18 protein-coding genes are annotated in these 21,654 nt (G+C 59.6%); 9 read left to right on the plus strand and 9 right to left on the minus strand.

Annotated elements, in window-relative coordinates:
* Positions 1-59 precede the first annotated feature (59 nt).
* Positions 60-1,199, minus strand: a complete 1,140-nt coding sequence (gene hemW, locus MHK04_RS03415) for a radical SAM family heme chaperone HemW (protein WP_200288777.1) — start codon at positions 1,197-1,199, stop codon at positions 60-62.
* 147 nt (positions 1,200-1,346) lie between these two features.
* On the opposite strand from hemW, the gene MHK04_RS03420 reads away from it, so the two are divergent.
* The 3 genes from MHK04_RS03420 to MHK04_RS03430 all read left to right on the plus strand — a co-directional run bounded on the left by MHK04_RS03420 (position 1,347) and on the right by MHK04_RS03430 (position 4,891).
* Positions 1,347-2,741, plus strand: coding sequence for a hemolysin family protein (locus MHK04_RS03420; protein ID WP_239207877.1), 1,395 nt, complete (start codon positions 1,347-1,349; stop codon positions 2,739-2,741).
* Entirely contained in the window at positions 2,741-3,799 is a 1,059-nt protein-coding gene (locus MHK04_RS03425; protein WP_239207878.1) for a CNNM domain-containing protein, read from the plus strand. Before MHK04_RS03420 ends, MHK04_RS03425 begins: the two co-directional genes overlap by 1 nt.
* Before the next feature lie 219 nt (positions 3,800-4,018).
* Entirely contained in the window at positions 4,019-4,891 is an 873-nt protein-coding gene (locus MHK04_RS03430; protein ID WP_200288774.1) for a hypothetical protein, read from the plus strand.
* Positions 4,892-5,132: 241 nt separating this feature from the next.
* On the opposite strand, the gene MHK04_RS03435 is transcribed toward MHK04_RS03430, so the two are convergent.
* The 3 genes from MHK04_RS03435 to MHK04_RS03445 all read right to left on the minus strand — a co-directional run bounded on the left by MHK04_RS03435 (position 5,133) and on the right by MHK04_RS03445 (position 9,730).
* Entirely contained in the window at positions 5,133-6,599 is a 1,467-nt protein-coding gene (locus MHK04_RS03435) for a hypothetical protein (protein WP_239207879.1), read from the minus strand.
* A gap of 366 nt (positions 6,600-6,965) precedes the next feature.
* Positions 6,966-7,646 carry a hypothetical protein gene (locus MHK04_RS03440; protein WP_086588326.1) on the minus strand — a complete coding sequence of 227 codons (681 nt, stop codon included), beginning with the start codon at positions 7,644-7,646 and terminating at the stop codon, positions 6,966-6,968.
* Between the two features lie 251 nt (positions 7,647-7,897).
* Entirely contained in the window at positions 7,898-9,730 is a 1,833-nt protein-coding gene (locus MHK04_RS03445; RefSeq protein ID WP_239207880.1) for an AMP-dependent synthetase/ligase, read from the minus strand.
* 94 nt (positions 9,731-9,824) lie between these two features.
* Here MHK04_RS03445 and malQ point away from each other — a divergent pair, with 94 nt between their 5' ends.
* Positions 9,825-11,948, plus strand: coding sequence for a 4-alpha-glucanotransferase (malQ, locus tag MHK04_RS03450; protein ID WP_239207881.1), 2,124 nt, complete (start codon positions 9,825-9,827; stop codon positions 11,946-11,948).
* 50 nt (positions 11,949-11,998) lie between these two features.
* Here malQ and MHK04_RS03455 read toward each other — a convergent pair whose 3' ends face one another.
* The gene (locus MHK04_RS03455; protein ID WP_086588323.1) at positions 11,999-12,238 is read right to left on the minus strand and encodes a hypothetical protein; all 240 of its coding nucleotides are present in this window, start codon (positions 12,236-12,238) and stop codon (positions 11,999-12,001) included.
* A complete protein-coding gene (locus MHK04_RS03460; protein WP_200288770.1) occupies positions 12,231-12,446 on the minus strand; it encodes a hypothetical protein in 216 nt (71 codons plus the stop codon). Before MHK04_RS03460 ends, MHK04_RS03455 begins: the two co-directional genes overlap by 8 nt.
* Positions 12,447-12,484: 38 nt before the next feature.
* Here MHK04_RS03460 and MHK04_RS03465 point away from each other — a divergent pair, with 38 nt between their 5' ends.
* Positions 12,485-13,783 carry a carboxylesterase family protein gene (locus MHK04_RS03465; protein ID WP_239207882.1) on the plus strand — a complete coding sequence of 433 codons (1,299 nt, stop codon included), beginning with the start codon at positions 12,485-12,487 and terminating at the stop codon, positions 13,781-13,783.
* Here MHK04_RS03465 and idi read toward each other — a convergent pair whose 3' ends face one another.
* Both idi and MHK04_RS03475 read right to left on the minus strand, forming a co-directional pair.
* Positions 13,784-14,320 (minus strand): isopentenyl-diphosphate Delta-isomerase, encoded by a 537-nt coding sequence (gene idi / locus MHK04_RS03470; RefSeq protein ID WP_239205092.1) that lies wholly within the window; start codon positions 14,318-14,320, stop codon positions 13,784-13,786.
* Entirely contained in the window at positions 14,317-14,865 is a 549-nt protein-coding gene (locus tag MHK04_RS03475; protein ID WP_239205090.1) for a hypothetical protein, read from the minus strand. Before MHK04_RS03475 ends, idi begins: the two co-directional genes overlap by 4 nt.
* 180 nt (positions 14,866-15,045) lie before the next feature.
* Here MHK04_RS03475 and MHK04_RS03480 point away from each other — a divergent pair, with 180 nt between their 5' ends.
* From MHK04_RS03480 to MHK04_RS03495, 4 genes are all read left to right on the plus strand, one after another.
* Positions 15,046-16,935 carry an ABC transporter ATP-binding protein gene (locus tag MHK04_RS03480; RefSeq protein WP_239207883.1) on the plus strand — a complete coding sequence of 630 codons (1,890 nt, stop codon included), beginning with the start codon at positions 15,046-15,048 and terminating at the stop codon, positions 16,933-16,935.
* 91 nt (positions 16,936-17,026) lie between these two features.
* Positions 17,027-18,157 (plus strand): MalY/PatB family protein, encoded by a 1,131-nt coding sequence (locus MHK04_RS03485; RefSeq protein WP_239207884.1) that lies wholly within the window; start codon positions 17,027-17,029, stop codon positions 18,155-18,157.
* Positions 18,158-18,362: 205 nt separating this feature from the next.
* On the plus strand, positions 18,363-19,763 hold the full coding sequence (gene brnQ / locus MHK04_RS03490; protein WP_239207885.1) for a branched-chain amino acid transport system II carrier protein: 1,401 nt from the start codon (positions 18,363-18,365) through the stop codon (positions 19,761-19,763).
* 186 nt (positions 19,764-19,949) lie between these two features.
* Positions 19,950-20,969 carry an LLM class flavin-dependent oxidoreductase gene (locus MHK04_RS03495; protein WP_200288764.1) on the plus strand — a complete coding sequence of 340 codons (1,020 nt, stop codon included), beginning with the start codon at positions 19,950-19,952 and terminating at the stop codon, positions 20,967-20,969.
* Here the strand turns inward: MHK04_RS03495 and MHK04_RS03500 are convergent.
* Positions 20,966-21,502, minus strand: coding sequence for a hypothetical protein (locus MHK04_RS03500; RefSeq protein WP_239207886.1), 537 nt, complete (start codon positions 21,500-21,502; stop codon positions 20,966-20,968). The two genes, MHK04_RS03495 and MHK04_RS03500, sit on opposite strands and share 4 nt — an antisense overlap.
* Between the last annotated feature and the right edge of the window lie 152 nt (positions 21,503-21,654).

The raw sequence follows: 21,654 nt of genomic DNA on the forward strand, positions 1-21,654 counted from the left end.
TATGTCGCTCCTATTCGCTTGGCTCTTTCACGTGCTTTCGAGTGTAGACGGGACGAAGATTAGGTTTCTTCAGCGACGAGGAGATCGGTGATGATGCCATCGGCCAGCAAGCGGCCGGGCTTAGTGATGCGTACGCGTTCGCCGGCGCGCTCGAGCAGGCCGCGGCCTATGAAGCGCTCGAGGGCGGGAGTGGCATGGGTATCGATCCAAGCCTCCGGGATACCTTCGCGCAGGCGCAGGCCAAGCATAACCTTTTCCATGTGGCGGTCGGCCTCAGTGAGCGCTTCGGTTTCCTTAATGGGCAGCTCACCGCGGCCAAGGGCGTCGATATAGCGCGAGGGGTGCTTGACGTTAAAGAAACGCTCGTTGCCTAAGTGCGAGTGGGCGCCGGGGCCTGCGCCCCACCAATTGCCATCTACCCAGTAGATGCGGTTGTGCTCGCACTCGCCACCAGGCTTGGACCAATTGGAGACCTCGTACCACTCAAATCCTTCCGCTTCGAGGGTGGAAGAAATCATCTCGTAGCGCCGGGCCAGCACGTCCTCATCAGGGGCGGGCAAGATGCCTTTGTTGACCTTACGAGCCATGCGGGTGCCGTCTTCGACGATGAGCGAGTAAGCGCTGACGTGGTCCACGCCGGTCTCCAGCACGCGGTCTAGTGTTTCGCGCACATTGTCATCCGTTTCGGTGGGCGTGCCATAAATCATGTCCAGGTTGACGTGCTCGAAGCCGGCGGCGCGAGCCTCGCGAGCGGCGGCGAAGGCGCGTCCAGGGGTATGGGCGCGTTCTAGGACTTGGAGAACGCCGGGGGAAGCGGACTGCATGCCGAGGCTGATGCGGGTATAGCCGGCGTCGGCAAGCTGGGCGAAATACTCCGGTGAGGTGGACTCCGGGTTGGATTCGGTGGTGACCTCCGCTCCGGGCGCCAAGCCGAAGGTGGAGCGGACGGTGTTGAGGATCCGGGTCAGCCCCTGCCCGCCCAGCAAAGAAGGCGTGCCGCCGCCAATGAAGACGGTCTCGGCCGGGCGGCCTACGCGCGCGGCCGCCAACTCCAGCTCGCGGTCCAAGGCATCCAGATAAGGCCCGGTGAGATCGCGCGGGCTGCCGAGCTCTCCTGGGGTATAGGTGTTGAAATCGCAATACCCGCAACGAGTGGCACAGAAAGGAACGTGGATATACAGCCCGAAGGGTTCAGTCATGGATAAAACCCTAATAGGGCGGGAACAAAATGGCCGAAAGGGGGGTTAAGCATGTAGTATGTTTGCATCTTCCCAAGTAGAAAGGCACCCTCAGTGGAACCTCCCAGTCGATGTCCCTACCTCCTTCTAGGCGGTGGGGAGTAAATCATGTTATCGGCTATTTTGATGATCCTGGCCGGATTTGTAGTCATCGGCCTCATCATCGTCGCGAATGCATACTTCGTGGCCCAGGAATTTTCTTTTATGTCCGTGGACCGCACACAGCTGCGGTCCCAGGCTGCTGAGGGGGATAAGACGGCGCAGCGCGCGCTGGCTATTACCCAGCAGACCTCCTTCATGCTCTCCGGCGCGCAGCTCGGCATTACTATTACCGGCCTGCTCATCGGCTATGTGGCCGAGCCGCTCGTGGGCCAAGGACTGGGCGTCCTGCTCGGCGGCGTTGGTGTGCCGAGCGCAGTGTCTATTACCGTGGGCACCATCCTGGCGCTTTTCATCTCCACGATTGCAACCATGCTCTTCGCGGAGCTTTTCCCCAAGAACTACACCATCGCCGCCCCTATGAAGACGGCGCGCTGGCTGGCCTCCTCCACGCAGCTTTACCTGCGGCTATTCGGCTGGCTCATCCACTTCTTTGAGTACTCTTCCAATGCCATCCTCAAGGTTTTTGGCATTGAACCGGTAGAAGACGTGGACTCCTCCGCCACCGCCGATGACTTGGAATCCATCGTGGATTCCTCCCATGAGGCCGGCGATCTGGATGAGAATACTTATATGGTGCTCGACCGCCTGCTGGATTTCCCTGAGCACGACGTAGAGCATGCCATGATCCCGCGCTCCCGCGTGGACGTCATTGACCCGGACACCACCCTTGGTGAGGTTCGCGAGATGATGTCGTCCGATCACACCCGCTACCCCGTCATCGATGACGAACATAACCCGGTGGGCGTGGTGCATCTTATCGACGTCCTGGGAAGCGACCTTCCCGCCGCCACCAAGGCCACCAGCATCATGCAGGAACCCGTCGTGGTTCCTGAGCTGATGCCGCTGCCGGATGTGGTAGAGGAGCTGCGCGATAGCGACCAGAAGATGGCCTGTGTTATCGATGAATACGGTGGCTTTGTGGGCATCGTGACCATGGAGGACTTGGCCGAGGAAATCTTGGGTGATGTCACCGATGAGCACGATATCGAAGAAACCGAGGAAATCACGGAGCAGGACGATTCCCACTGGGTGGTAGATGGCGATACGCCCATTGATGAAATCGAGCGGGCCATCGGCCACGACCTGCCTGAGGGCGACTTCGAAACCGTCGCTGGCCTCGTCATCGCCCACTCCGGCGCGTTGCCAGAGGTCGGTGAGGAACACGCCATTCAGCTCGAGGCCGAGCCCGATGATTGGGTGGACCACGATGAGGCGCCCGTGCGCTCTATCCGCCTGCGCGTGCAAGAGGTGGACCGCCACGTGCCCTCCGTCCTTGCCATCGAGCTGGTGGAGGATTACCCCGACCAGTCCGATGATGACGACGAGAAGGAGGATGCATAATGACCGAATCTTGGTGGTTTAACCTCCTCGTTACCCTACTTATCATCGCCGCTTCCGGCTTCTTTGTGATTATCGAGTTCTCCTTGATGGGCGCTCGCCGTCACCGTTTGGAAGAGTATGCGGAAAATTCCCGTACTGCCCGGGCCGGCCTGCGCTCGCTCAATGAACTGACCATCATGCTTGCCGGCGCGCAGCTGGGCATTACCGCCGCTACCTTCGTGCTGGGTGCCGTGACCAAACCGTGGGTCCACCACCTGCTCATGGCCCCGCTCGAAGCTGCAGGCCTACCACTGGGCATTGCCGATGTCGCTAGCTTTATCCTCGCCCTCTTCATCGTCACCTTCCTTCACTTAGTGCTGGGTGAGATGGCGCCGAAATCTTGGGCGATCGCCCACCCAGAAACCGCACTGCAGGTCATCGCGGTACCCGCGCGCGGCTTCGTGTGGATCTTCCGCCCGCTGCTGAAATGGATCAATGTCATGGCCAATAAGCTCGTGGCCATAGCTGGCGAAGAGCCCGTCGATCGTGCCGGTGCAGCCGGCTACGACGCCGAGACCCTGCGTACCTTGGTCGAGCATTCCCGCGAAACCGGCGCATTGGATGATGACTCCGCCAACCAGATTTCCGATGTCATCGAGTTGGAAAACTCCACCGTTGGCGCCATGGCCCGCGCCCATGGCTCCGAGGTAGTGCCCCTGCCTTCCGACGCCACCGTGGACGATCTCCAGGACCTCGTCGTGCGCAAGAACATCATGCGCGTACTGGTCTTTCCTAAGGACTCCCGCGTTCCCCGCGTAGTCCACGTGCGCGATACCTTGCTGGCAGCTCCGGAGACCCCGGTCCTCGAGTTCTCCCGCCCTGCCCTGTCCGTGTCTTCTTCTACTACCGTGCAAAAGACCTTGGACCATATGCGGGCCCGCAACGAGCAGCTCGTCATGGTGGGTAAGGCCGATAAGGACAATGCCGTGTGGATCCTTACCTGGGATGACATCATGGGCCAGCTGTGGCCGCAGATTACCGAGCAGCTAGACAAGGTCACCCCTCCCCTGGCCGTCTAAGTCCCGCTCGTCCCCGCCCGCGCCCGCCCCTTTTTGCCGGCGCGGCCTTTCCTATTTCCCGCCCTCGCGCAAGTGCAGCCTCTCCACCTTGTGGACAAGTTCGCCCCTGCTTACCCCAGCAGCCACTTTGAGCACTTGACCATCTCAGCCTCCTCGTTATCCACAAGCCCGGCCGTTACTTCCTCGCGCCGGCCAGAAGCGTGTCCTTTGCTTAAAGGCATGACAACACCACTGACCAATATCGATTCCATCCGCGCTAACCACCCCACCTTTTGGACCGACCTGAAAAACGGCACCTACCTTAAGCTCGCACCGCGCATCGCTGTCCGGCGCGATCACTATCATTGCCTCGATTTCCCGTCCCAACTGCGCCTGCGCGCCATTGCCGCCGCTCGCAGTGCCTATACCGCAGTACTCATCTCCAAATCCGCCGCCCGAGTACATGGCCTGTGGGTCATCGCCACGGCCGAGGAACAGATTGAGATGGCACTTCCCACCAATACGCTCCCCCACAAAGACCGCCGCCACCCCGAGCGCATCTACCGCAAGGCTTCCCTGCCTGAACCTGTCCTCGTGGACGGCGCCCGCTGTGTTTCCAAAGCCCGCGCGGTTATCGATATCGCCCGCTACCACGGCTTTCGCGATGGCCTCATCGCCGCCGACTCGGCACTACGCGCCGGAGTAAGCCGGGAAGAACTCACTCAAGAATTCGCCCGCATGGGAAGAGTACGCAATAGCCGCATCGTCCGCGCTGTGATCCACCATGCCTCTGAGCTTTCCCGTTCTCCATATGAGTCCTTTGCCCGCGCCCTTATCATTGAGGCTGATTTCCCGTGGCCTATTTTCTTCAAAGCACAGTTCAAAGCTCTTCCCGACATCACGACCGCTCTGTGTATCAACAACGCCTATCTCGTTGACATCGTCTCTGCGAAGGCGCTGCCCCACCTACGCGAGCGTCACCAGCTCCTACGAAAGGCGGGATTCACCGTCCTTTGTTATTCCCCGAGACAGCTCGTCGACCACCCCGACCGTTTTCTGTCCGACCTTACCGCCACCGTCTCCGCTGGGCAGAAGGCCGCCCGTTCCGCTTAAGTCCGCGGTTTCTACCTGCCGCCACATCTGACTTCCTCTCCCCTATCTTTCCCTCCCCTGCCATTCGCGCTCACCGGCAGCACTTTCGCGACGAAATCTGCCGCGCCGGTGAGCGCGAAGGGAGGGTGTGAGAATATTTCTCGGGATGCGACGCAACAGTGACTACAAATCGAAAGAGCCTCCCCGAGAACATGCTCGTGGAGGCTTTACCGATTCCAGCTAAAGACCTAAGAGAATGGTCTTACTGGTTGATGCGCCATGGGACGCTGTTCTTCGGCAGCATGCCATGGGTGTAGAGGTAGTCAACGGCAGACAGAATGCCCAGTACCGTGCCGCCACCTACCAGGGCTGCAAGGAAGGAGAAGCCGGCCACGGAAGATAGGTCCGCGTCCTTGCCATCCTTGCCGTTGATACCGTCGCGACCATCGCGTCCGTCACGGCCGTCGCGACCGTCGCGGCCGTCCTTGCCGTCCTGGCCATCTTCACCGTCGCGGCCGTCCTTGCCATCGCGACCGTCGCGGCCGTTCTCGCCGTCCTTACCATCGCGACCGTCGCGACCGTCGCGGCCGTCGCGGCCGTCCTGGCCATCTACGCCATCCTGGCCATCCTTGCCGGGAACAACGACAGCCTCGCTGGTAGAAGGCTCGGTGGACTCCTCAGGAGTGGTTTCCTCGGAGGAAGGTTCCTCGGAAGGATCGACCTCAGCAGGCTGATCCTTGGTCTTCTTGCCGTTGAGCATATCGGAGCACAGCTGGCCGGCCGGAGCGTTGACGGCTGCCAGGTCGGAGGCCGCCGTAGAGATATTGTTCAGGGAGTCTTCGATGCTCTTCTGCTGATCCTTGCTCAGCTTCAGGTCGCCAGCGACGTTCGCACCTGGAACCAAGCCAGCGATGGTAACGGCTGCATTAAAGAGCTTCAAGATAACCTTGGTTCCCTTGCCAAAGGTACCGTCTGCGAACTTGAGCAGGCCGGATACGGTCTTCTTTGCGGCATCCGGGTTATTCATATCAACATCGGCATCGGCATTATCGATACGTCCGATGGCCATGCCCTGGGCACGGGAAAGGTCCCAGGTAACGGTCTTGTCCTTCTCGCCTTCCTTGACCAGCTTGGCAATGCCATCCCAGGTCTTACCGGAAATCTTATCGATGAAATCGGCCGGAACCAGGTCACCGACTACCGGAATGATTTCCCAGACGGTCTTGATAATCTTCTCGCCGCCATCGTAGAACGCCTTAGCTAGGGCAAGCTTGAGGTCGAGCAGGTTGCCTTCCTTTTCAGGGGCATCAGTCACCTCACAGACCAGCTGGTCCTTCTTTTCGTCTTTAACCACCTTGACGTTCACGTCGTCATTGGAGGCCTCGGTCTGTGCGAGCTCATCAAGAGAGGTCGGCTTTGCAGGCTTCTCGGGGGCCGGAGTCTCGGTGGCTTCCTCAGCACCATCTACAGCATATGGGGTGATGGAATCGGCGGCATCGTCTTCCGCGTCGAGTTCTTTCATCGCCTTATCACCGGCGTTGTTTTCCTCGAGCAGGTTGCCTTCTTCATCGAATTCGATGCCATTGAGGCTTACGGTATCGTCGGTGGTCTTTTCTTCGACGAAGGTAGTGTCCTCGGCAGCGACGGCGGTAGGAACAACGGTAATGGAAGAGAAGGTGGCTACGGCCACTGCGCTGGCAATGAGGCGAGAAGTTCGGCGTGCGCCCATGGTTTGACTCCCTGTAGATATGGTTGAAGAATTTAATTGCGCGCGCCGCGTGTAGATGATGCTAGGGCACGGCGTTCGCGTGGACGGAAAATACCCTACAGCGCTCTAAGAGTATTTTCTACTTAAATTTTAAGGGTGACCTGGCAACAACATCGCTGGCTACAGGATCTAATCAGCTGAACAGGCATAACGTGGACCATCTGAAACGGCTGTTAACCTAAAATTCTCCTAAATTTCTACCCGAATTGGGGCAGATCCCTCCGGAAATCCACGCATAAATCCACTGGAAACTTCAACGGCCACCGAGAGAGGGAATCTCGGTGGCCGTGAACATCCCCTTGTCTAAAACAAGGAAGCCTCAATAATTTATGCAGTAGTAGCCCGGCGAGCCGCTTCACGCTTAGCGCGAACCTTTTCCACCACCGCCGCTACGCGGGCACGCTCCTCCAAGAACTGCGGCGGGTTATGCCCTCGCATCGTGCGCACATAGGCGGGGTGGGTATCAAGCACCGTGTGCTTCCACGCTTGGACTGCAATGAGAGCAGACTCGCCGGTGCGCTTGTACAGGTGCGGCAGGGAGACCATGTCGAGGTTGCGGGCCACGGCGTCGGTTTGCGCAAGCACGTACTCGACTACCTCGCGCAGGTAATCCGCCACGGCCTGGGTACGGTAACGCAGGGACTGGGCCAGCTCGTGCACCACGATGGGCTTGGAGATGGGGAATCGTTCATCCAGCAGGCGCGGGGTGAGTTGTTCCGGCTCTTCCACGTCGTTCACACCGGAAGAAGCGGCGGAAATCGTGCCGGAGCGCACGCCGGAAACCAAAGCTTGGCGCAGGCCCATCAGCTCGCCCACGCAGCGGCCGGAGTCAACGCGAGCATCTTCGACGATATCGCCTAGCTCGGCCAGGCAATCCATGCACAGCTCTTCGTCCCAATCCTCGATGGCTTCAATGAGGTGCTCGAGATATTCTGCGACTTCGTCGCCGATATTATAAATCTCTTGCGTAAGCTCGCGGTGGCGCAGCTCGGCGGCGATTTTGTGCATTGGCTTCGAGCCACTCCTTCCACGGTCCCATTTCTAACCTCTAGTAGAGGTTGAGGTTTGCTGTAACGCTTCACGACTCTATGCGAGATCCGCCGCCACGGGCGCGCGACACTCCGAAGCCATTCACAGGTTTATGGCAGGTTCGACCGCCCAGAGCAGAGGGCGGCGGGTTGAGCTGCACAAGGGGCGTCGCCAAGCAGGGCAAAAAGAAACACCCGAGGACATGTCCTCGGGTGTACCCATCGCGCAGACTAGCGCTTGTACAAATGCTCAATGGCCGCAGCATAACGCTGCGCTACCACGTTGCGCTTGACCTTCATGGTGGGGGTCAGCTCATTTTCTTCCTCAGTAAGGTCAGACTCAAGGATGTAGAACTTCTTGATGCCCTCCGCGTGGGAGACGGTGGCATTGACCTGGTTGATGGCATCCTGCAGCTCCGCGCGCAGGGTGGGATCGGTGGCCAGCTCTCGCATAGAGCGATTTTCCGGAATATTGTGGTCCAGCTTCCAACGCTTCAAAATATCCGGATCCAGCGTCAGCAGCACTCCCACGAAGGGCTTACCATCGCCTACCACCATGGCCTGGGAGATAAGCGGGTGGCCGCGCAGGATATCCTCCATCGGGCCGGGCGAAACATTCTTGCCGCCGGCCGTAACAATCAGATCCTTCTTGCGGCCGGTGATAACGAGCTTGCCGTCCTCATCAATCTCACCCAAGTCACCGGTGTTGTACCAACCATCCTCGAGGGCTTCGGCCGTTGCCTCCGGGTTATTCCAGTAACCGTGGAAGACGATATCGCCCTTGATGCAGATTTCGCCTTCATCGTTAATGCGGAAGGTTACGCCGCCCATGGGCGGGCCGACGGTGCCGATGGACTGGTCCACAAAGTCCACCGCGGCCGCGGCGGCAACCTCGGTGAGGCCGTAGCCCTCATAGACCGGGATACCGATGCCGCGGTACCAGTGCAGCAGGTCGTGGCCCATGGCGGAGCCGCCGGTAATGCAGTAGTTCACGTTGCCGCCCACGCCCTTACGGATGGTGGAATAGACCAGCTTGTCAAAGACCTTGTGCTTGGCCTTCAGCAGGCGATCTGGCCCCTCCGGCTTGTCCAAAGCCTTGGAGTATTCGATGGCGACCTTTTCGGACTGCTCAAAGAGCAGGGTCTTGATGGCAGAATCGGCGGCCTTAGCAGCGGCAGAATTGCGCACCTTTTCAAAGACGCGCGGCACACCCAAAATGACGTTCGGGCGGGAGCGGGCGAACTCGATGGAAATGGTGGAAAAGTCCGACCAGTGGTTCTGGGAGGCACCGCGCATGGCCACCGCAATGGATACCGCGCGGGCAAAGACGTGCGCCAGTGGCAGGAAGGTCAAGGTATGGCTGCCCGGGACGGCAAAGATACCAATGGGATTGGTGCACAGGCCGCGGGTCTGGGCCAGCCAATTGCGGTGGGTGAGGATGCAGCCCTTGGGGCGGCCGGTGGTACCCGAGGTATAAACCAGGGAGGCCAGGTCATCGGTGGAAGTGGCCTTGATGCGGGCGTAGACCTCCTCCGCGGCCACGCCGCGGCCCTCGAACTTGAGGGTGTCAATGGCAGAGGAGTTGATTTCCAATACGCGGCGCAGCTGCGAAGGAGAGCCCTTGAGGTTGGGCTCGCCATCTTCTTGCAAAACCAGGTTTTCTACCAGTTCGGAGTGCTCGCGGGTTTCTGTAATGGCCAGCACTGCGCCGGAGTCCTCAATAATCCAACGCACCTGGGAGGCGGAGGAAGATGGGTAGACCGGCACGGAGGCGGCTCCCGCGGCCCAGATGGCAAAATCCAAAAGGGACCACTCATAGCGGGTAGCAGAGATGAGAGCGACGCGGTCCCCCTGCTGCACGCCAAGGGCGATAAGCCCTTGGGCTACTTCAAAGACCTCATCGATGAATTCTTTGCCCGTTACATTGACCCACTCGTAATTTGCTGGGCGGGTAAACATGACGCCGTGCGGACGCTTCTTCGCGGTGTCCATCAGGGCGGTCAGGCAGGTTTCGCCCGGCTCGATAGTAAATTGCGCCGGGGTATGCACTTCTTGCAGGGTCACGCGGTGTCCTTTCGAACAGCTATTTATTAATCTCCGCCTACTGTACCAATCTGTTTCCCAGCAGGCGCGTTGTCCCCGTGGCACAATGTGGCCTGTGACTACCCGCGACTTGCTTGAAGAACTCGCTCAGCGCCACGGCGTGGCCACCAGCTATGCCTCCCAGTCTGGTTTCCCCGTCCACGTTGCTGAAGACACTATTACCTATACCCTGCGCGCCTTGGGCGTGGCCATCGAAGATAACCCAGACGATGCAGCCCTGACGCAGCTGCTTTACGACGACTACCTCACCCGCTCCTCCCAGCCCCTTCCCCACTGCGTCGTCGCACCCCAGGGTCAGGAGCGCGGGTTCGTTGTGCATGTACATGCCGGCGACACCGCCAACGTACACATCGAATTGGAAGAAGGCGGCACCCGCGAGGTCTACCAAGATCGCAACGACGCCCCAGACGCAGACGTCGATGGCACGCTATGGGGCGAGGCCAGCTTCCATATCCCTGGCGATCTGCCGCTGGGCTACCACGAGCTGGTGCTGGAGTCAGAGGGCATCGGCAAGCATGCCTGCTCGCTGATTATCACCCCGGCGCACCTCACCACGGCCGATGAGTTTGTCGAGCACCCGATTAGCGGCGTGATGGCGCAGCTTTATTCGGTGCGCTCGGAGTCTTCTTGGGGAATAGGTGATTTCCAGGATTTGGGGCAGCTGGCTGAAACACTCGCCCCGCATGCGGATTTTTTGCTGGTCAACCCGCTGCATGCAGCCGAGCCGCTACCGCCGATTGAGGATTCTCCCTATCTTCCCACCACGCGGCGTTTTATCAACCCGCTCTACCTGCACATCGAATCCATCCCGGAGCTCAAGCTGTTGCCGGAGGACTTACAAGATGATGTGCGCGAACTGGCCGAAGAGTTTCGCCAGCGCAACCGCAGCGCAGATGAAATTGAGCGCGACACCATTTTTGAAGCCAAGCTGCAGGTGCTGCGCGAGCTTTTTAATTACCAGCCCACTCCGGAGCGCGAAGAGGCTTTCGTAAGCTATGCCCGCGAAGAGGGCCGCGGGCTGCGCGATTTCGCTGCCTGGTGCGCGCAGCGCGATGCCGCGGCGCAATCGGGCCAGCGCCATGCCGAGGGCTTGGATATGGACAAGCTCACGCGTTTTTATTCCTGGTTGCAGTTCCTCTGCGATGAGCAGCTAGCCGCCGCGCAGCAGCGTGCGCTCGATGCCGGCATGCGCCTGGGCCTGGTCACTGACCTGGCGGTGGGCGTGCACCCAGGTGGCGCCGATGCGGTAAATCTCACCGAATACTTGGCACCGCAGTGCTCGGTGGGTGCCCCGCCGGATGACTATAACCAGCAAGGCCAGGATTGGTCGCAGCCGCCGTGGCACCCGCAGCGCTTGGCCACCGCCGGCTACGCCCCGTGGAGGGAGATGCTCTCCACCGTGCTGCGCCATGCCGGCGGTGTGCGTGTGGACCACATCTTAGGGCTTTTCCGCCTGTACTGGATCCCGCGCATGGCCAGCCCGCTGACGGGCACGTATGTCTCTTATGATTTTGAGGCCATGGTGGGCATCTTGGCTCTGGAGGCGCAACGCGCTGGTGCCGTGGTCATTGGTGAAGACCTCGGCACCGTAGAGCCGTGGGTACAAGATGTGCTCGCTCAGAAGGCGGTGCTGGGTACGTCCATCGTGTGGTTTGAACGCGACGATGATGACTACTCCCCGCTGCCGCAGGAGAAATACCGCCAGCTGGCGCTGTCCTCAGTCAATACGCATGATCTGCCGCCCACCTTGGCCTACCTGCGCGGCGATCATATTTCGCTACGCGCGCACCTAGGCGTGCTTACCCGCTCGGTGGAAGAAGAGCAGCGCGATGACATCGAGTGGCAGGCCCGCGTACTCGCAACCGTGGCGGACCGTGGCCTCTTGCCACAGCGCGATTACCTCGTAGATCCGGCAGAGCGCGCTTCTCGCGGCGCGGAGGAGGATATAAGCGAAGCGCTGCATCGCTATATCGTAGGTACACCTTCGGCTCTTGCGTGCACCAGCTTGGTGGACATGGTGGGTGATGTGCGCGCACAAAATCAGCCGGGTACCACGCACGATCTTTATCCCAATTGGTGCGTGCCGCTATGTGATACCAACGGCGCTCCCCTGCTCATTGAGGATCTTCCTAGTCTGGAATTCTTCCAGCGCTTAGAGGCCACCAGCCGGAAAGCATAAAGCGGAAGGCCTAACGCCGGGCCTAGGCGCTGGTGCGGGGTGGAGCAGGTTTAGGTCCACAGGCCGATCAGTGCGACGACTATCACCAGCGCGATCATCGTCCACAACGTGAGCGTGACACGGGATTTGGGCAGAGCGCGCTTGCGTTTAACGGGCTGTGCACCAGGCGTGGCCGCCGAGGTAGAAGACTGGCCGGCGCGCTTGGCTTCGGGGTCCCAAAGGCCCTCGCGGGGGTTAGCGCGCAGCTCGGCGCGCTCTTGCCGTGCGCGCTCGTTATTTTCCTCAGCCATGGTGGTCTATTTTAGTGCTGTGGCTGCGTTGCTGGGAAATCATGCGTTTGCCTCGGTTGGCTATGTAGTCGACCACCCACATCAGGCACCACGCTACGACCACCATGAGCGGCACGGCGATGGCCACCACGATGACCATTTGAATCCACACGGGCGCCTGCACCAACAATTGCGATAGCGTGCTGCCCAAGCTCGTCAACCACTCCATGGCTACTTATCCTACTTGCTCGCGGTAGTCTGGCTGACATGTCGAGCGCCCAGATTCCTGTTACCGTCGCCACCGCTTCCGGCCGGATCACCGGCGTGCGCCGAGATGGCCTGCACTATTTCCATTCGGTGCGCTATTGCAACATCCCCAGCCCCTACTCTCCTGCCGAGCCATATGATCGCAGCGTCGATCAGGATGCCCGCGAGCCGCACCCAGAAGATATTGCTTTGTCCATTACCACTCCTGCCGATGCCAACGACTGCCCTGTGGTGGTCTATGTTCACGGCGGGCGCTACGAGCACGGATCGCACGAGGATCCGCGGCTTTCGGGGACAAAGAATGCCCGTCACGGTGTAATCCAAGTCAACGTCGGTTATCGGGTGGGGTTGGCTGGTTTCGTGCGCTTTGACGGCGATGAGGCGGACCGCTACCGCGCCATCGATGACTGCCTCCTAGCTTTGGAGTGGCTGCAGCACAATATCGAGGCCTTTGGTGGCGATAAAACCAATATCACCTTGGTAGGCCAATCCGCTGGGGCGGCGATAAGCTTGTGGCTCGCACGCCGCGATCACTTCCGGGGCGGTTTCCGCCGCGTGCTGGCGCTCTCGCCGGCATTCCCACGCGACCGCTTCGAGCACCGCGTCACCGACCTGCGCAAGGCTCTAGGTGTGCCGGTCACGCGCCAGGCTTTAGAAAAAATGGACCCAGAATCGCTGGCCAAAGGGTATGCCAAATTCCGCAAGAAATATCGCTTCGATGTCGCGTTGGGCCCCGCGCCACTGCGGGCCGAAGAACTGGCGGATATCCCTATCGTGGTGACATCTACCCGCGATGAGTTCTATGACATGCCCACAGCCCAGCGCATTGACAAGATGGCCCTGGCGGGCTTTATTACCAGCTATCTTTCGCCCAAGTTTGGGATTTCGCAGGGGCGCTTCAAGCAGTGGCGGCAACTGGCGCATTATGTGGATCCGCAGCGGCCGATGGGCCGGCTTATCGGTGATGCCGCAGTGCGACGTTGGACCGCCCAGGTAGCCGAGTATGCTCCAGGACCTACGTGGATGATGGAATTTACCCGCACTAATGCCCCCGCAGTGCACTGCGCCGAGCTCGGCCCACTTTTTGGCGGCAATGGTAGCGAAGGGGAAAACAACGCCCCCGCCGAAGAGCTCAACGAGTGGCTACGCCATTTTGCCACCACGGGTGAGCCCGGATTCCCCAGATATGGCGATGACCACCAGGTGCTGGAATTTGACCTCGATACGGGCGAGCGTCGCCTAGCCTATGCCACCTTGGACTATGTGGCCGCGGCCTTTTATAACGACGAGGAGCTGTAATTACAGCGCAGCACGCAGCTTTTCGTCCGCTAGCTCATCAATCATCCACGGGCTAAAGACGCCAGGCATGGCATCGGCGGCAGCAAAAAGCCGGGCCGGCTCGACCCACTGGTAGGAATCTACTTCCTCGGGATTGGGCTCCCACTGCGCATCGGGGGCAAGCTCGACGGTAAATACCGGGCAGATTTCGTTTTCTACCGTGCCTGAAGAATCCACCGCGCGATAAGAAAAATCCGGCAGGATAAGCCGCGGGGCGGATAGATCTGAAGGCGCGATGCCTAGCTCAAAGGAGGCGCGGCGCAGTACTGCAGCCGTATTCTCCTCGCCGGGAGCGGGGTGGCCGCAAAAGGCATTGGTCCACACGCCAGGCCAGGTGAGTTTGCTCAGCGCGCGGCGCGTGACTAGCACTTTGCCGCCGCAGGTTAGCCAGGCGGAGAAGGCAAAGTGCAGCGGGGTATCGGAGGTATGAACTTCGGCCTTGGGAGCGGTGCCGATGGGTTCGCCCGCGGCAGAGGCCAAGACTACAAGTTCCGTCATAGATTAAGGTCTCCTACCCAGGTCACGTTGCCTACGTGGAGGCGCGCATTCCACAGGTTGCCAGGAGTGACGTCGTAGCGGTATTGCAGATTCACCGAGGCACCCGCTCCCAACGGGTGGTCGAGTCCTGGTGGCTCCACATCCGGGGCAGACTGCTCGTCATAGGGCAAGGAATTAATCTTGGCCCAGCCACCATTGCCGTCGGCGCGTTCGAGGGTGGGATCTTCAAAGGCGTCGACCGGCAAGGGAACGTCGTTTTCATTCTTCAGCAGGATGGTCACTACGGAGCCGCCGGAATTGTTATCGGAATACACTCCCTGCAGTTCCCAGCTCACGCCCAAGCCCTTATCCTTTACCGGCTCGGCAAGGTTAGAAGTGACCTCTTTGTCATCGGTGTCCTTGGCCTCGTACGGGGCTTCTTCGGAGCTGGAGACGGTGATATTGTCCCCGAGCCCTGTTTCTTCCGGCTGGAGAACACTACATCCGGTCAGGGTCACGGCGAGAGCGCTGACCACGCCTGCGCCGAGTATGTGAGATTTTTTCACCGTGGATGGATCCTTTGCACGCGAAGATTGTTGTATTTCTGCACAAGTACCTTAGCCTAATCTTTCCGGAACTTAGGCATTTACTCCCGTGAACCCCGCATGTGGCATACTAGGCAGTCGCTTAAATCTCTCCTCCCTTAAAATCGCGCACTACCCGCCTTTTTGAATTGAGTGTGGTTTATGAATTCCATCTTGCGCATTACTCGCAGTGCTTCTGCCCTGTGGCCCTATTACTTGGGCGTGCTACTAGCTGCCACGGTCACCGCAGTCCTAGCACTGATATCGCCCTTTTTGACGCGCCACGCTACCGATACGATCGTAGAGGCGCTGCAGACGGACGCCCCGGCCGGCGATGCGCTGCGCACCGTGTTGTTATTGGCTGTGGCGCTTTTTCTTGCCGACGCCGCCAATGCCCTCTTCCGCAATATTGGTGGCTACATCGGCGATGTCATGGTCTCGCGCCTGCGCGAGATTTTGTCTACCCGCTACTTTGCCAAGCTGCTCGCGCTCCCGCAGGGCTATTACGATAACCAGGTCACCGGCACGATCATCGCCCGGCTGGATCGCTCGATTGCCAATATCACGCAGTTCGTGCAGTCCTTTGCCAATAACTTCTTCACGATGATCATTCAAACCCTCGCGGTATTAGCCATTACCGCGTGGTTCTACTGGCCGCTGGCCATCCTGCTGGCTCTCCTCTTCCCGGTATATATGTGGCTTACCGCGCTGACCTCGAAGCGCTGGCAGAAATTTGAGGCCATTAAAAATGAGAATATTGACCAGGCTAATGGCCGCTTTGCGGAGGTCATAGGCCAGGTCAAGGTGGCCAAGTCCTTTGTGAGCGAGACCCGCGAGCTTTTCCACTTTGCTACGCGCTACCGCACCGTGGTGGATACCACTAAGCCGCAATCGCGCTGGTGGCACATGATGGATACCTTCCGCGGTCTGGCCATGGCGTTTATCTTCCTAGGTATCTACGGCGTTATCTTCTGGCGCACGCTGGAGGGGCATTTTTCCTTGGGCGATATGGTCATGTTGCTGCAGATGGTCTCCAGTGCGAAGCAGCCGGTCTTTATGATGAGCTGGATTGTCGATACCGCCCAGCGCGCAATAGCCGGTTCGAAGGACTACTTCAAGGTAATGGAAGAAGAGCTCGAGCCCACCGCCCCGCGCGAACTGGTGGCCGCCACCACCGGTTCGCATACCCCGCAGCTGGATCTCACGCCGGTTCGCCCGCTCGAGCCCACACCCGGCGCGCCGGTGTTTTCCTTTCAGCACGTTTCCTTCGCCTATGAGGAGGGCAAGCCCGTGGTGGAGGATATTTCCTTCGCGGCCGCTGAGGGCCATAAGGTAGCACTCGTGGGCGAGTCCGGCGGCGGCAAATCGACCTTGGTGAACCTGCTTTTGGGCCTTTACCACCCCTCAGCGGGGCACCTCGATGTGCTAGGCCACCGGGTAGACGATCTCACTGCCTCGCGCCTGCGCGCCTCGGTGGGCGTAGTCTTCCAGGAGTCTTATCTTTTCTCCGGCACCATTCGCGAAAATATCGCCTACGGCAAGCCGGGTGCCACGGAGGAAGAAATCGTGGACGTCGCCAAGCGCGCCAATGCCCATGAGTTTATCCGGGCCTTCCCGGATGGCTATGACACCGTTATTGGTGAGCGCGGCCTTAAGCTTTCCGGTGGACAAAAGCAGCGCGTCTCCGTTGCCCGCGCCATGCTTAAAGACGCCCCCATTTTGGTATTGGACGAGGCCACCTCGGCGCTTGATACCAAGTCCGAGCGCGCCGTGCAGGCCGGTTTGGATGAGCTGATGAAGGACCGGACCACGCTTATTATTGCCCACCGGTTGTCCACCATTGCGGACGTCGATACCATCATCACCTTGGACCGCGGCCGCATCGATGAGATGGGCTCGCCGGCCGAGCTGGCTCAATCCGGTGGCATTTATGCCGAACTGCTCAAACTCACTCAATCCACCTCGGCCGCAGACCGCCGCAGGTTGAAAAAATATGGCTTTGTCTCCGGCCACGCCTCCGAATCCGAGGAGGAAGAGGAGGCAGATGTCTAGGAGCCTGCACCGTCGCGGGAAGATAAGCCAGTTGAATAAAAGCGCATAAATGCGCTGGGGTGGCCGCGGGCTTCGCGTTAAGGTTGTAGCCATGGAGTTTCCTAGCCTAGAAGAATTGCAAGCCCGCGGAACCCGCAAGTGGACCGTCTTCGAAGAAGATGTGTTGCCACTGTGGATTGCGGAGTCCGACTTCCCCACCGCGCCCGCTATCAAGAAGGCGTTGGAAGAGATGGTGGATAGGGAAACCTTCGGCTATACCCCAGCACCCAAGGCCTCAGGACTGCGCGAGGCTGTGGCTAATTTCTATGACACACGCTATGGCTGGCGCCCTATCCCGGAGCATATTTTCTGGATTGGGGATGTAGTGCGGGGTCTTTTGCTAGGAGTGCAGTACTTTACCCGCGAAGGTTCCCCGGTCATCGTGCCAGTGCCTTCCTACCCTCCGCTGCTGGAGCTGCCGCGCACCGCTGGCCGCGAAAAGATCGAGACCAGCTTGGAGCTCGATGATATTGAGCGCGCCTTCCAGCAGGGCGCTGGCTCTATTTTGCTAGCCAACCCTTATAACCCGCTCGGCCGTGTCTTGGACGAGGACTACCTCACCGGCTTGGTAGAACTGGCGGAAAAATATGATGCGCGCATCCTGGCCGATGAAATCCATGCCCCACTGGTCTATGAGGGGCGGCATATCCCGGTGGCGTCGCTGAGCGCGGCGGCTGCCGAGCGCACCATCACGGTAACCGCTACCTCCAAGGCTTTTAATACTGCCGGGCTAAAGTGCGCGCAGATTATTTTCTCCAATACGTCCGATGTACACACGTGGAATGACCTTACTGGGGTGGCCAAGGATGGCACGGGCACTTTGGGCGTGCTTGCTGCGGAGACTGCCTACCGCGAGTGCGGCGACTTCCTCGATGAAGAAATAGCGTACCTGCGGCAGACCCGCGATTGGTTGGTGGAGGAGCTGCCGCAGCGCATCCGTGGTTTAAAGACCAGCAAGCCGGAGGCCACCTACCTGCTGTGGTTGGATTTTGCTGATACCGCTATCGGCGGCAATCCGCAGCCGGCCAAGTGGTTGCGGGAGAATGCGAAGGTCGCGCTCAATGAGGGCGATACCTTTGGCACCGGCGGTCCGGGCCATGCGCGGTTGAATTTCTCTACCTCGCGCGAGATTTTGGAGGAGGCACTCGACCGCATGGAGCGTGCCTTCGCCGCACTCGATTAGGTCGGCCCGGCTGGGTCAACCATGTATTCTGCGTCACCCCCACACTTTGATTTCTCACCATGTGGGCGGTAATGTCTCATTACACGAACAGGCGTGACCCGCCACCTCGGACCGCGGAGACGCACCCCACCCCGCCATCACCCCTCGGCGGAATAAGGAAAGCTTCCTCACATTCTAGCTGTACATGGAAAATTAAGGAGCCACCATGGCTACCCCAGTCGCGTCAAGCACTGCAAAGCCCGTCGCCACCATCGTAATTGCGTCGTTGATGCTGTTTTCGATGTTCTTCGGCGCCGGCAACCTCATCTTCCCACCCATGGTGGGAGTTTCGGCCGGCACCAATTTTTGGCCCGCCGTCCTCGGCTTCCTCGCCGCCGGCGTGCTCCTTCCGGTCCTAGCCATTGTTGCCGTCTCCATTTCGGGCCGCTCCGTGCGCGACCTGAGCTCCAACGGTGGCGCGCTTTTCGGCCTCGTCTTTTCTGTAATGGCCTACCTTGCCATCGGCGCCTTCTACGCCCTGCCGCGCACCGGCGCCGTTTCCATGGAAACCGCCATCACCCCGCTGCTGGGCTGGGAGGGAACCATGGCCAATGGCATCTTCAATGTGGTCTTTTTCCTTATCGCCCTAGCACTGTCTTGGAAGCCAAATTCCATTATCGATACCTTGGGTAAGTTCCTCACCCCGGCTTTGGTGGCGTTGTTGGTTGTCCTCATCGCCTTGGCAGCTTTCAACAATCCCCGCGATCCCCAAGCACCTACTGCGGACTATACTTCTTCCCCCATGGTCACCGGCCTTTTTGAGGGCTATAACACGATGGATGCCATTGCGGGTCTGGCCTTTTCCATCGTCATTGTCGGCGCTTTGCGTTCCAAGGGTTTTAAGACCAAGAAGTCCCTGGTTAACGGCACCATTACTGCCGCTCTGGTTGCTGGCGCTTTGCTGGCCGCTATCTATCTGGGCTTGGCGTGGGTAGGCCAAACCATTCCCAATGGCCAGTCCTATGAGTCAGGAGCGCCCCTGCTTGCCGACGCCGCAAATCTCACCATGGGCACCATCGGCCAGGTCGTCTTCTCCGCCATCGTCATCCTGGCCTGCATGACCACCGCGGTGGGCCTTATCACCTCCACCTCCGCCTTCTTCGAAATGCTTGTGCCTAAGGTGAAGTACCACGTCTGGGCCTGCCTCTTTACCGCACTGTCCATTCTCTTCGCCTTCCAGGGGCTGGGGACGGTGCTGTCCATTGCAGTGCCCTTCATTACTTTCCTGTATCCACCAGCTATTTCCCTTATCTTCCTCACCCTGATCCAACCAGTGGTGAAAAAGTCCGTGGTCTTTTATTGGACCTACCGTTTGGCACTGTGGGTATCGGTGCTGTGGTCGGCCTTGTCCGTTATCGCAGATCAGGGCTGGGGAACCGACGCACTCGATCCCCTCTTGAGCTTGGCTCCTGGCCAGTCCGTAGACCTCGGCTGGATCGTCCCTACCGCCATCGCGGCAGTCATCGGCCTCGTTGTCGATATCGCCACCAAGGCAGGCGAGAAGCACGAGGCCGCCAACCCACCGGCAACAGAGCCGGCGGAGGCCGACGCCCTCGCTGAGGCTTAGTCTCTCCTTCCTACCTCCCCCTCCCACTCCACACCTCACCACGGTGCCGAGGCGGAGGGGATTTTTATGTCAACAGGCCCCTGCGGCGATGCGGTATAGCCCCGCCCGGAATAGTCAGGCGGCGCGTACCGTTGGAAGAAGAGAACTTAGACAGGATTTACCGAAAGCAAAAGGAAGGCTCTCCCCGTGACCGAACGCGCGCATCTTTCCGTCTTGGACTTCTGCACCATTTATGAGGGCGAGACCCCAGCACAATCCATCGCCCGCTCCGTGCAGTTGGCACAGGAAGCAGAAAAGCTGGGCTATTCTCGCATGTGGTACACCGAGCACCACAATATGAAGTCCATCATGTCTTCTTCTCCGGCCGTGCTCATCGCCCACATTGGTGCGAAGACCGAGCGCATTCGCTTGGGTTCCGGCGGAGTGATGCTGCCTAACCACTCCCCTTATGTCATCGCCGAGCAATTCGGCACTTTGGAGGAGATGTATCCCAAGCGCATCGACTTAGGCGTAGGCCGCGCACCCGGCACGGATATGAATACCCTGGGCCGCGCCCTGCGCCGCGACGCCCACTCTGCCGAACGCTTCCCCGAAGACGTCAAAGAGCTCAACTCCTATCTCGAGGGCAAGTCTTATATCCCGGGGGTCAGCGCCGTTCCAGGTGCCAATACCAACGTGCCGATCTATATTTTGGGCTCGTCCATGTTCGGCGCCTCGCTAGCCGCCAAGCTCGGCCTGCCTTATGCCTTTGCTTCTCACTTTGCCCCGCAGCACCTCGAGCAGGCTACCACCTACTACCGCGAGAACTTCCAGCCTTCCGAGCGCTTCAGCAAGCCCTACCTCATCGCCGGAGTCAACGTCACCGCCGCCGAGACCACCCAACAGGCGCAGGAGGAATACGAGCGCGTGTGTTTCAACCGCGTCAAGGCCTTCGCCGGCCGCGGCAAGCACCTCACCGATGAGCAGGTGGAGCAGATTATCGGCTCTTACCAGGGCCAGCAGATCCTAGACATGCTGAAGTACTCCGCCGTGGGCACCGCCGATGAGGTGGCAAACTACCTCGAGACCTTCCAGAAGCACGCTAAGGCCGATGAGCTGATGGTTTCCTTGCAGTCCAGCTCGCACGAGGAAGTCATCAAGAATATGCAACTGCTCGCACAGGGCTGGCAGCTCGATCCGGCACGCGTAGCCGGCACCCCGAGCTAGCCTTCGGCCCTTACGTGGCCTAGGTGGTCAATGGGGACCTCGGGGAACCGTTCCCGGAGTTTTCCCTCAAGCTCCCGCGGTCCCAGGTTCGCCTGCTCCGGCAATCGCACCGAATACTGCTGCGCTTCGTCCAAGGTAGAAACGCGTACCCCACGCGGAATCAGGGCCAGGAAATTTTGGCCCGGCTCGAGCGAATAGAACTGCATGCGGTCTAGCTCAGCGGCCGGATACCTAGTCCGCTGGAGTGGCAAGGAAATATCCTCGCCAATGCGCAGCAGCGCACGAGCTCGGCGCCGCGCGGAGGCTACCACCGCCAGCATCGCGCACAGCGCCCCGCCTAAGGGCATGAGCGCGGCAATGAGGTAAACGGTATGCAAGCGTGTGTCGGCCGGCTCCTGCAGCGCCGAGTAAATAAGCACTCCACCGATTAGCAGCAGCGCGACGGCGATAATGACAGCCATCGTCACTGCCTTGCCCAGGCGCGCGGTACCGCCGGCTTCGCGTACTTCAATAGTTTCGGTGCTCTCGTTCACGAAGACTTAGCCTAGCGTGCTTCCCACCCACCTAGCGCTGATAGAGCGGCGCGTGATTTTATTTAGTGCCTTTTCACTCAAATAGCGCGTAGTTTCTTAGTGACGCTGTTGCGTTAGCGCACCCTAGCAAAATGGAATAACATTGACGTGTT

The sequence above is a fragment of the Corynebacterium nasorum genome (assembly GCF_022345765.1).
GTDB classification, from domain to species: Bacteria; Actinomycetota; Actinomycetes; order Mycobacteriales; family Mycobacteriaceae; genus Corynebacterium; species Corynebacterium kefirresidentii.